This window comes from Frankia sp. CgJB1 (assembly GCF_977947065.1).
The window spans coordinates 6,445-16,877 of record NZ_CDWTNB010000089.1; the positions used below are offsets into that span (position 1 = coordinate 6,445).

Annotated in this window: 11 protein-coding genes and 2 pseudogenes; 3 read left to right on the forward strand and 10 right to left on the reverse strand. The window is 70.7% G+C overall.

Going from position 1 to position 10,433, the window contains the following annotated elements; genetic code table 11:
• Positions 1-447 (forward strand): annotated as a pseudogene (locus AC08OT_RS11820) (DEDD exonuclease domain-containing protein); the annotation flags it as partial.
• Between the two features lie 180 nt (positions 448-627).
• On the opposite strand, the gene qcrB reads toward AC08OT_RS11820, so the two are convergent.
• The 8 genes from qcrB to AC08OT_RS11860 form a co-directional block, all read right to left on the reverse strand.
• A complete protein-coding gene (gene qcrB, locus AC08OT_RS11825; protein ID WP_476593561.1) occupies positions 628-2,211 on the reverse strand; it encodes a cytochrome bc1 complex cytochrome b subunit in 1,584 nt (527 codons plus the stop codon).
• Positions 2,208-3,530: a cytochrome bc1 complex Rieske iron-sulfur subunit gene (gene qcrA, locus AC08OT_RS11830; protein ID WP_476593560.1), complete on the reverse strand. Its 1,323-nt coding sequence runs from the start codon at positions 3,528-3,530 to the stop codon at positions 2,208-2,210. Before qcrA ends, qcrB begins: the two co-directional genes overlap by 4 nt.
• Positions 3,527-4,459, reverse strand: coding sequence for a cytochrome bc1 complex diheme cytochrome c subunit (gene qcrC / locus AC08OT_RS11835; RefSeq protein ID WP_476593559.1), 933 nt, complete (start codon positions 4,457-4,459; stop codon positions 3,527-3,529). Before qcrC ends, qcrA begins: the two co-directional genes overlap by 4 nt.
• 5 nt (positions 4,460-4,464) lie before the next feature.
• Positions 4,465-5,103 (reverse strand): aa3-type cytochrome oxidase subunit III, encoded by a 639-nt coding sequence (ctaE, locus tag AC08OT_RS11840; protein ID WP_462186428.1) that lies wholly within the window; start codon positions 5,101-5,103, stop codon positions 4,465-4,467.
• Positions 5,104-5,406: 303 nt separating this feature from the next.
• Complete coding sequence (locus AC08OT_RS11845) at positions 5,407-5,862, reverse strand: SseB family protein (RefSeq protein ID WP_476602818.1); 456 nt, start codon at positions 5,860-5,862, stop codon at positions 5,407-5,409.
• Positions 5,863-6,099: 237 nt separating this feature from the next.
• Positions 6,100-6,696, reverse strand: coding sequence for a DUF3501 family protein (locus AC08OT_RS11850; protein WP_476593557.1), 597 nt, complete (start codon positions 6,694-6,696; stop codon positions 6,100-6,102).
• 182 nt (positions 6,697-6,878) lie between these two features.
• The gene (locus tag AC08OT_RS11855) at positions 6,879-7,319 is read right to left on the reverse strand and encodes a rubrerythrin family protein (protein WP_476593556.1); all 441 of its coding nucleotides are present in this window, start codon (positions 7,317-7,319) and stop codon (positions 6,879-6,881) included.
• 27 nt (positions 7,320-7,346) lie between these two features.
• Positions 7,347-7,784, reverse strand: coding sequence for a Fur family transcriptional regulator (locus tag AC08OT_RS11860; RefSeq protein WP_476593555.1), 438 nt, complete (start codon positions 7,782-7,784; stop codon positions 7,347-7,349).
• Between the two features lie 394 nt (positions 7,785-8,178).
• Here AC08OT_RS11860 and AC08OT_RS11865 point away from each other — a divergent pair, with 394 nt between their 5' ends.
• Both AC08OT_RS11865 and trpD read left to right on the forward strand, forming a co-directional pair.
• Positions 8,179-8,607: a response regulator transcription factor gene (locus AC08OT_RS11865; RefSeq protein ID WP_476594731.1), complete on the forward strand. Its 429-nt coding sequence runs from the start codon at positions 8,179-8,181 to the stop codon at positions 8,605-8,607.
• Between the two features lie 19 nt (positions 8,608-8,626).
• The gene (gene trpD / locus AC08OT_RS11870) at positions 8,627-9,793 is read left to right on the forward strand and encodes an anthranilate phosphoribosyltransferase (RefSeq protein WP_476594732.1); all 1,167 of its coding nucleotides are present in this window, start codon (positions 8,627-8,629) and stop codon (positions 9,791-9,793) included.
• 40 nt (positions 9,794-9,833) lie between these two features.
• On the opposite strand, the gene ctaF is transcribed toward trpD, so the two are convergent.
• The gene (ctaF, locus tag AC08OT_RS11875) at positions 9,834-10,235 is read right to left on the reverse strand and encodes an aa3-type cytochrome oxidase subunit IV (protein ID WP_462186434.1); all 402 of its coding nucleotides are present in this window, start codon (positions 10,233-10,235) and stop codon (positions 9,834-9,836) included.
• Between the two features lie 12 nt (positions 10,236-10,247).
• Positions 10,248-10,433, reverse strand: a pseudogene (locus tag AC08OT_RS11880) (aa3-type cytochrome oxidase subunit I); the annotation flags it as partial.

Below are 10,433 nucleotides of genomic sequence, written 5' to 3' on the forward strand. Positions count from 1 at the left end.
CACGTCGCCGCCGCCCGAGCCGCCATCACCGGCGATCCGGGCCGAGTCATCGCCGCCTCGACGCGGCGCATCGACCGGCTGGCCGCCGAGCAGCGCTACGAGGAGGCCGCCGTCCAGCGGGACCGGATGATCGCGTTCGTCCGCGCGGCCGCACGTGCCCAGCGGCTGTCGGCTCTCACCGGAGTCGCCGAGCTCGTCGCCGCGGCCCCGACCGCCGAGGCCGGCTGGGAGCTGGCCGTGGTGCGTCACGGCCGGCTGGTGTCAGCGGCGAGCGTGCCGCCCGGTGTCGATCCGCGGCCCTGGGTCGACGCCGTGGTCGCCAGCGCCGAGACGGTGCGGCCACGGCCCGGCCCGGCCCCGTGCGCCTCCGCCGAGGAGACCGAGCGCATCGCCCGTTGGCTCAGTGGGCCGGGGGTACGGCTCGTGCGGTTGGAGGGCGAGTGGAGCTAGCCGGCCGCGGGCGCCATCCGCGCCGCGGCCGGATTCGGTGCGGCCCCCGGCCGGCCGGTACGTGCGTATGACGGTGACGAGTGGTTCCCGTCGGCCTGACGTGACGTCAGGCCATGACGTCAGGACGCCACGTACTGACGCCAGCTGCTCCGTCAGGTACTCCGTCAGGCCGGACGGCTACTGCCGGCCGCCGCCGGGTGGCTGCTTCTCCTCGACGAAGAACCCGGTCACGGCCTTGCCGGCGCGGCGCGCAAGCCCCTTGCCGTGACCGTCGCCGTGCCCGTTGGCCGCCGGCAGCTCGAACCGGTCCGTCGGGACGAGCGGATGGTCGGGGATGGGAGTTGGCTTCGGGCGGTGGTCCTCCACGAACTCCCCGCTGGGAAGCTGGCGGATGATCCCGGTCTCGATGCCGTGATGCTCGATCTCCGCGTCCTTCTGGTTGAGCGCGATGCAGATCTTCTTCGTCACCGCGTAGGCGATCGGTGGCACGACGATGAGCCCGATGCGGCCGGCCCAGGTCATCGCGTTCAGCGAGATACTGAAGGTCTTGGCGATGATGTCGTTACCGCCGGAGATCATCAGCACCAGGTAGAAGCTGATCGCCATCGCGCCGATCGCGGTCCTGGTCGGCGCCTCCCGGGGCCGCTGCAGGAGGTTGTGCGGCTTCGTGTCCCCAGTGAACCTGGCTTCCAGCGCGGGATAGAGCGCCGCCAGCGTGAACATAATGCCCGGCAGGACGGCAGTCGGCCAGAACACCGCGGGGAGGGTGTGTCCCCAGCCGCGCCATTCCCACGGCGGCATGAGCCGGGTCGAGCCGTCGAGGAAGCCGATGTACCAGTCCGGCTGGGAGGCCGCGCTGACCTTCGCCGGGTCGTACGGGCCGAACATCCAGATCGGGTTGATCTGGGCGAGACCACCGAGCAGCGCGAGCATCGCGAAGACCAGCATGAAGAACCCGCCGGACTTCACCGCGAACACCGGGAAGACCCGGTGGCCGATGACGTTGTCCTCGGTCTTGCCCGGCCCGGGGAAGTCCGTGTGCTTCTGGTGCCACAGGATGCCCAGGTGCGCGCCGATGAGCGCGAGCAGGACGCCCGGCACCAGCAGGATGTGCGTCACATAGAGCCGGGGCAGGAAGTTGACGCCCGGGAACTCCCCGTTGAAGACGAGGAACGACGTCCACGTCCCGATAATCGGGATGGACTGGGCGATCGAGGCCGCGATCCGCAGACCGGTGCCGGAGAGCAGGTCGTCCGGGAGCGAGTAGCCGGCGAAGCCCTCGAGCATCGACAGGGCGACCAGACCGATGCCGATCAGCCAGTTGGTCTCGCGGGGCTTGCGGAACGCGCCGGTGAAGAACACCCGGAACATGTGCACGACCATCGACGCGACGAAGACCAGCGCGGCCCAGTGGTGGATCTGGCGGAACACCAGACCGGCCCGGGTGTCGAAGCTGATGTCCAGCGTCGAGGCGTAGGCCCGGCTCATCTCCACGCCCTTGAGCGGGACGTAGGAACCGTTGTAGATGACCTCGGTGTTCGACGGGTCGAAGAACAGGGTCAGGTAGATGCCCGTCAGCAGCAGCACGATGAAGCTGTAGAGGGCGATCTCCCCGATCATGAAAGACCAGTGGTCGGGGAAGACCTTGTTCAGGTTGCGCCGCAGAAAGGCCTGGTTGCCGAACCGTTCGTCGAGCTCACGGTTGGCCTTCCGAATCGGGCTCGGCCGCTTGACGAACTCGGGGGCGGAGGCGGTGGTCATGAACGCTCCCAGAAGGCGGCACCGACGGGCTCGTGGTAGTCACCGTCACGGGCGTAGAGGAACCCGTCATTGTCCGCGGCGATGGCAAGCTGTGGCAGGGACCGGCTGGCCGGCCCGAAGATCGCCCGGCAGCCGTCCCGCACGTCGAAGACGGACTGGTGGCAGGGGCAGAGCAGATGATGGGTCTGCTGTTCGTACAGGCTGACCGGGCAGCCGGCGTGCGTGCAGATCTTGGAGTAGGCAACGTGGCCGTCGACGCCCCAGTCCTCCCGGCCCTTGCGGGGGCGGTCGACCCCCGGTGGCAGCCGGATGAGGATCGTCGTGCTGTCGGCCTTGGTCTGGATATCGGTCTTCGGCTGGTACGCGACGGTGCCGTCGGCCTCGGTCACCGGAACGGCCGGGAATACGGTCTCGATGCCGCCGATGGCGACGTCGCCGAGCTTGACGTAACGGCCGTCCTCCGTGACGAGGCGGGCACCCTTCACCCAGCTCGTGTGGTCGAGCTTCTTGCCCGGCTTGGTGTTCGTCAGGTTCAGCAGCGGCACCACGATCAGCCCGCCGAGCACGGTGCCAGCCCCGAGCAGGGTGCGGCGCAGCAACGGGTAGCGCGCGAGGCCGGTGTCGGCGAACCCGGCCGCGATCTCCTCCTCGGTGACGGCGATCTCCTCCTTCGAGGAGGCGAACGCGTGGCGCTCCTGCACGGCCTGCTCGTGCGGCATCAGCCGCTTGGCCCACAGGATCAGGCCGATGCCGAGCCCACCAACGGCGAGGCCCAGCGCGGCCCCGAGGGAGGGGGTGTAGTACGCCTTGTGCTTGTCACCGACGAAATTGGTGACGACGAACCCGACGGTGCCGATCACCGAGATCAAGAACCAGCCGGCGATCAGCCGCTCCGCCCGCCGCTCGGCCCGGCGGTCCACGTCCTGCGCGCGCGGCGGACGGACGGTCACCCCGCCGGCGGCCCGTTCCCCGTAGGTCGGCTGGATAACCCCCGCCCGCGGGCGAACGGCCGTGGTCCCGGGCTCACGGGTCGAGTCGGTCTGCTGGGGCGGCGTGCCCAGGGCCTCCGGGCCGTCCGGCGTCCCGGCCGGGACGTCCGGGCCGCCGGCAGACACCCCGGATCCCCCGGCGGGCTGGCCGGAGGTGTCCACCGGGTGCTTCGCCCTTCTGAAGATGCTGCTCATCGAGTCCTGCTCAGATTCATCGGCCGGTTCGCCCTGGTAGCCCGGGTAGTGCATACGCCGGTCCCTCGGGACGGACGGCTGGTCCGCACCGGAATCCGCCGGCCCCGGCGTTCCCGGGCCCGTCTGGTCACTCATACCTTCTGCCTCGCTCCGATCCACAGGCACACGCCCAGCAGGGCACCGACGCCCACCAGCCAGGCCAGCAGCCCCTCGGGCACCGGACCGTAGTTACCGAGGCTGTGCCCACCGGCGCTCGGCGTTTCCTTCATGTGCCTGATGTAGGCCGCGATCGCGATCGCGTCCTCCTCGTTGAGCTGGCGCGGGCCGAACACCGGCATCGACTCCGGCCCGGTCCGCATGGCCTCGACGACCTGCACCGGGGTGGACTCATTCAGCGAGGGGGCGAACTTGCCGTAGGTCAGCGGCGCACCCTGACCGACGGCCTGGTGGCACTGCGCGCAGTTGGCCCGGTACAACTCGCCGCCGTGCGACAGATCGGCGTCGTTGAGCGCCGCGTCCGTAACCTTCGGTATCTCCTCGCCGCCGCCAAGGCTCTGGATGTACGCGGCGAGCTGGTCGATCTGGGTCGCCGAGTAGATCGGGGGCTTGCGGTCGGCCTGCGCGGCGGGGGCGGCCAGCGGCATCCGGCCGGTCGACACCTGGAAGTCCACCGCGGCGGCGCCGACGCCGATGAGGCTGGGCCCGGTGTTCGTGCCCTGCGCTCCCAGCCCGTGGCAGGTCGAGCAGCCCTGCAGGTACAGCGCCCGGCCCTGCCGGACCGCCTCGTTGGCGTCCGGGGTCTGCGCGGCGTTGCCGCCCGGCGCGAGCACCGTCCACAGCACCCCCGTGGCCAGCAGGCCGAGAACCATGACCAGCGCGGAGGGCCTCCGGCGACGACGCGCGGGCGAACGGCGCCCGCCCGAGAACCGCTTCGTGGCGGCGACCGGCACCGAGGATCGCGACGCCGCAGTGCCCGACGCCAGGGTGCCCGGCGCGGGGGTGCCCGGGGCCGGAGTGCCCGACGGCGTGCCCGAGGATGACGAGGTGCCCGAGGATGCAGTCATGTCGCTCACTGGAGGAGGTAGATGGTCGCGAAGAGGGCGATCCAGACAACGTCGACGAAGTGCCAGTAGTACGACACGACGATCGCCGAGGTCGCCTTCTCCGGCGTGAAGCGCCCGTACATCGATCGGCCCAGCACCATCAAGAAGGCGACGAGACCGCCAATCACATGGAGCCCGTGGAAACCGGTGGTCAGGTAGTACACCGATCCGTAGGCGTGCGACGCCATCGTGAACTTGTTCTCGCTGAAGTACTCGTTCACCTGGCCGCCGACGAACACCAGACCCATGATCAGCGAGATCAGGTACCAGCGCCGTAGCCCGTACACGTCACCACGCTCGGCGGCGAACACGCCGAGCTGGCAGGTGACGCTGGACAGAACCAGGATCACGGTGAAGAACAACGCGTACCCGACGTGCAGCTCCACGGGTCCGTGTTCGGATCCGGCGGGGTCGCCGGTAGCCGGCGGCCAGTTGCCGCTGTTGACCGAACGGATCGTGAAGTACATCGCGAACAGGGACGCGAAGAACATCAGCTCCGATGACAGCCACACGACCGTGCCAACCGAGACCATCGAGGGACGGTTGGCCGTCGGGTGCGGTGGAGGAGCCTTCTCGAGGACGGGGGCTGAGGCCACGTCGGTCATTCTGGCACGGGACGGCCCACGCGCCACCGTAGGTTCGACGTTCGGTAGGACTACGACCCGTCGATGACCGCCCCGGATCATCGTGGCGGCTGCCTCGCGTGCCCGGCAAAGCCCTGCCGCAACTGGAAAAACGCAGGTCACAGCGATGTCAGTCGGCCTACGAACGATGCGGAGCGACAAGGCTGACCCGGCCGATGTTGCGTGCCTCACCCGCGACACACCGGCCCGCCAGCGCCGTTCGGCGGGCACAGTCGAGCCAACACGGACACCCCGACCGCGACGTGACGTGACGCCGGCCGGGCCTCAGCCGGACATCGCGGCGAGCGCCCGCAGGCCGTCCGCCGGCAGGGCGATGCCGCCCTCCGAGCCGGGATCGACCGCGAGCAGGAGATCATCGGACGGCCAGATCCGGCCCAGTGCTGCCACCTGGACCGTGCGGTAACGCGCCACCTCCGGCAGCGCCTCGGCCAGGCGTTGCTCAGAGGTGAACGTCGGGACGAACTGGGTGCCGTCCTGCCGTTTGGCCACCGGCAGCTGCAGGACGCTGTCGTCCTCCTCCGACAGATCGGTGATGTCGTTACCGAGGTCGGGCAGCAGGACCTCGGCGACGGCGAGATCGCCGAGCGCCGCTCGCTCGTCCTTACCTTCGGCGAGGCGGTGCAGCGCGGCCCGCGCGGCCGTGCCCTGCGCGGAGGGGACGCCGGCCGGGACAGCGGCGCCGGGGCGGATGCGGTCGGGACGTAGCTGGTCATCGGTCACGGGTGGCTCCCTGACGTGGATGAACGTGCTGACGTTGACGGGTGGGCGGACGTGCCGACACGGACGCGTGCCCTAGGTGTTCCGCCTACCCATCCCGCCGCGCGCGAACCGACTGCCCGCGGACGTGTCCGACCTCACCCGCGACCGGGGACCCGCGACCGCGACCGGCCGTGACCGTGACCGACTGCGATCGGCTGCGGCAGGCCGTGACAGGCCGGCGCCGGCCGAGTGGGCCGGTCAGGACCGCAACGCGAGATCCGCGATGAGGGCACGCCGGGTGGCTCCGGTCAACGGCGTCGCCTCGCTGTACTCCGGGTGTTCCACGACGATCTCGACCAGCACTTCGGGGTCGAGGAAGGCATCCCGGAGCGAATCGGTCAGCGCGAAGCGCACCATGTGCACGGAGACGGTCTCAGTGGTCACATCGGGATCCTCGTCAAGGCCGGGGATCTCCTCGCCCGCCACCCGGGTCCCGCCGATCTCCAGGGCGAGACTGTGCTGCAGCCCGGCAAGCCGCCCCAACTCCTCGCGGACAGTCTCCAGAACCGAGAGCTCGATGAACACCGTCGCCGTGAGGACGTGGCTGGAGGGCAGCAGGCGGGAGTACGCATCGATCTCGTGGGCGACGTCGGCGGAGGCGGTCAGCCGCTCGGTGTAGACCATCTCCTGCACCTGGTAGCGCAGCGTCTGCTCGTTTTCGAACTCGAGGACGACGATGTCCCCGACCCGTACCCGGCGTTCGGCGCGCACCAGGATCATCTGACTGCGCAGCCGCGGCCGGCGCTCCGCGTACGCCTGGTGGTCGGTGGTGATGTCGGCGATGGTCAGCGCCATCGTGCGATCTCCTGTCCGGAAATGCTGGGATCCGTGAACGGGCGAGCGGTCCAGGAACGGCCGAGGGCCCAGGAACGGCCGAGGGCCCACGGCGCGGGAGCGACGATACGGGCCGGGGTGGCGACGGGGACTACTGGCATCGCCCCGCCACCCCGGCCCGGTCGATCGAGAAACCCCGACGATCAGGCGTCGGCCGTCTCCTCGGCCGACAGCGCGTCGAGGGCCTTCTTGAACCGACCGGCGTGGGTCTTCTCCGCCCGGGCGAGGGTCGAGAACCAGTCCGCGATCTCCTCGAAGCCCTCCTCGCGGGCGGTCTTGGCGAAGCCGGGGTACATGGCAGTGAACTCGTAGGTCTCGCCGGCGACGGCGCTGACCAGGTTCTTCATGGTCGTGCCAAGGGGCTCGCCCGTCGCCGGGTCGCCGACCTCCGCGAGGAAATCCAGATGCCCGAAGGCGTGCCCGGTCTCGCCCTCCGCGGTGTCGCGGAACAGCGACGATGCGCCGGTCAGCCCCTCGATGTCGGCCCGGCGGGCGAAGTAGAGGTAACGCCGGTTCGCCTGGCTCTCGCCGGCAAACGCCTCCTTGAGGTTCTCGTGGGTCTTGGTGCCGTCAAGCTTCGGCATGAAGTGCTCCTTGTGGATGGGTGTTCACTATTGACCGGTCCTGTCCGCGCCGCGGGCCGGGCCGGAGCCGTTCGCCTGACAATCCGGGCACAGCCCCCGGAACTGCAGGTCGTACCCGGTGATGGCGAATCCCGAGCGGCACGCGATCTCCGCCATCATCCCGTCGGGGACGGGGTGATCAATGTCGACCGCCCGACGGCATCCGCCACAGACCACGTGGTCGTGACGACTCGTGTTGGCGTCGTACCGGGCCGCCGGGCCGCCGCCCAGGCGCAGCTCGAGCGCTCGACCGGCGGACACCAGCAACGCCAGTGTGCGGTATACGGTCGCGCTGCCGATCCCCGGGGACACGGTCCGCACCCGTTCGTAGACCTCGGCCGCGGTCGGGTGGTCGCGGGCCGCCGCCAGCACCGCCAGCACGGCCATCCGCTGCGAAGTGAGACGAAGATCGGTCTGGTTGTTCATAGGATCACGCCCGTCGTACGGCGGTGGAACGCTCCGGGCCGCCGGCGGCGGCGATCGAGGCGTCACGCGGTCCGGCCGGCATCAGGGTCCACCGACTGAGAACGAGTCTCAGTATTACTCCTGCGACGATCCGAAGGCAACCAGGGGTCTGTGATCCCGGCCCCACCCGGCCCGGCGAGGACCCGGCGGGCGACGCGACACGGGTCACGTCCGACGGTCCGCGGGAGGTAGCCTGCACGGGACAACTCTCACATGGCAGCGTCCACTTCCGAGGTGCCCGGATGTCCGGGGTACCTGGGAGCCCGAGGTGCCTGGAGGGCGGTCCGCAGTTCACCGCTGGCCGGCTCACCGCCGGTCGGCGATGGTCACCTCTCGCGAAAGGCCCGCGGACGACATGATCACCATCCTCGTCTACGCCGACCGAGCGGATGTGCGCGAACACGTCCGGAACGCGATCGGCCGTCTCCCCGCCGCTGGCCTCGGTCCGATTGAGTTCGTCGAGGCCGCCGACGCCCCCGAGGCGATCGGCGTGGTCGATCATTACGAGGCGGATCTGTGCATCTTCGACGCGGAGGCCACCCCCAGCGGCGGCATGGGGCTCTGCCGGCAGCTGAAGAACGAGGTCATCAACTGTCCGCCGACCATCCTGCTGGTCGCCCGCCCGGACGATCGCTGGCTCGCCACCTGGTCCCAGGCGGATGCGGTGGTCACCCATCCGATCGACCCGGGTCTGCTCACCGAGGCGGTCGTGACACTGCTGCGGGCGCGTGCCGGCGGCGCCGTGGCCCGTCAGCCGCTCACCGGCGCCCAGCTCGCCCACTGAGATCCAGGGCTTCCGAGATATGACCACCGTTAGCGCATCCCACTCCCACACCGGCCACTCCCCCGTCGGCGCTCCCCCCGCCGGGGCTCTCCCGACCGTCGAGACGAGCTGGCCGGAGCTGATCGGGGCGTTGCTGGCGGGCGAGTCCCTGGACTCCGCGCGCACCGCCTGGGCGATGCACCAGATCATGACGGGGGCCGCCTCGCCCGCGCAGGTGGCCGGGTTCGCGGTAGCGCTGCGGTCCAAAGGGGAGACGCCGGAGGAGATCGCCGGCCTGGTAGGGGCCATGCTGGCCAGTGCCACGCCCCTGATCCTGTCCGAGCAGGTACGGACCCGCGCCGTGGACACCTGCGGGACCGGCGGCGACCGTTCCCACACCGTGAACCTGTCGACGATGGCCGCGCTGGTCGTCGCCGGCGCGGGTGTGCCGGTGGTCAAGCATGGCAACCGGGCCGCGTCGTCATCCTGCGGCTCGGCGGACCTGCTCGCGGAGCTCGGTGTCGTGGTCGACCTGCCGCCAGCCGGCGTCGAGGCGTGCCTGGCTACGGCAGGCATCGCCTTCTGCTTCGCCCAGGTCTTCCACCCGGCGATGCGGCACGTCGGCGGGGTCCGGCGCGAGATCGGCGTGCCCACCGCGTTCAACATCCTCGGGCCGCTGAGCAACCCGGCCCGCCCCGGCGCGCAGGCAATCGGCGTCGCCGACGCGCGGCTCGCTCCCGTCGTCGCCGGGGTGCTGGCCGACCGGGGCACCCGGGCGCTGGTGTTCCGCGGCGACGACGGGCTCGACGAGCTCACCCCGGTGACGACGTCCGCCGTGTGGGTCGTCGCGGCCGGCGCCGGACAGCCGCGCCGCGAGCGGTTCGACCCCCGCGACGTCGGCATCCACGTCGCGGACCGCGCCGCGCTGCGCGGCGCGGACGCTCGTTACAACGCCGCCGTCACCCGGTCGGTGCTCGCCGGTGAGCCCGGACCCGTCCGCGACGCGGTCCTGCTCGCCGCCGCCACCGCCCTGGTCGCCGCGGCCGGCCCCTCCGACGCCCCCGTCACCGAGCAGATCGGCGCCGCCCTGCCCCGGGCGGCCGAGGCGGTGGACTCCGGCGCCGCCCGGGCCGTCCTGGAGCGCTGGGTGACCGCGAGCCAGGCCGCCGCCGCAGCGGTCGACACGGCGGCGGCCACGGCTCCCTGAGCGGACCTTGGGAAGGGGGACCCGCCCGACCCGGGCGGGATCAGTCCTCGGGCACCGGCGGGTGCCAGAAGTTCTCGAAGACCAGGCAGGTCACGAACACCACGACCAGAAGCGCACCGAGAACAATCAGCCAGACGCCGAAGACGAGGCCCATGGCCGCCGTCACCGAGCTGGCCCCGATGAAGAACGGGTAGTAGCTGCCCGGGGTGAAGTGCCCGAGCTCCCCCGCCCCGTCGGCGATCTCCGCATCCGGCAGGTCCTGCGGGCGCATGCCGATCCGCCGGCCAGTGAAGACCAGGTAGCCGCCGACGAGCAGGCCGAGCCCCGTGGTGAGGGTCAGCGCGGCCGTGCCGGTCGGGTCCTTCGACCAGAACCAGTACACCAGCGCGGCGGCCCCGGCGAACACCCCGAAGAAGTTGAAGATGATGCCTTCCACCTTCATGCCATGGCCGCCTTAACTGATCTCGGGAGTCGCGTGGTAGTCGACCCGGCCAATCGTGGCCGGATAGTGCAGGTCGAAGGCCGGGCGTTCGGAGCGGATGCGCGGCAGCGCCCGGAAGTTGTGCCGCGGCGGCGGGCAGGACGTCGCCCATTCCAACGAGTTCCCGTAGCCCCAGGGGTCGTCGACGACGGTGAGTAG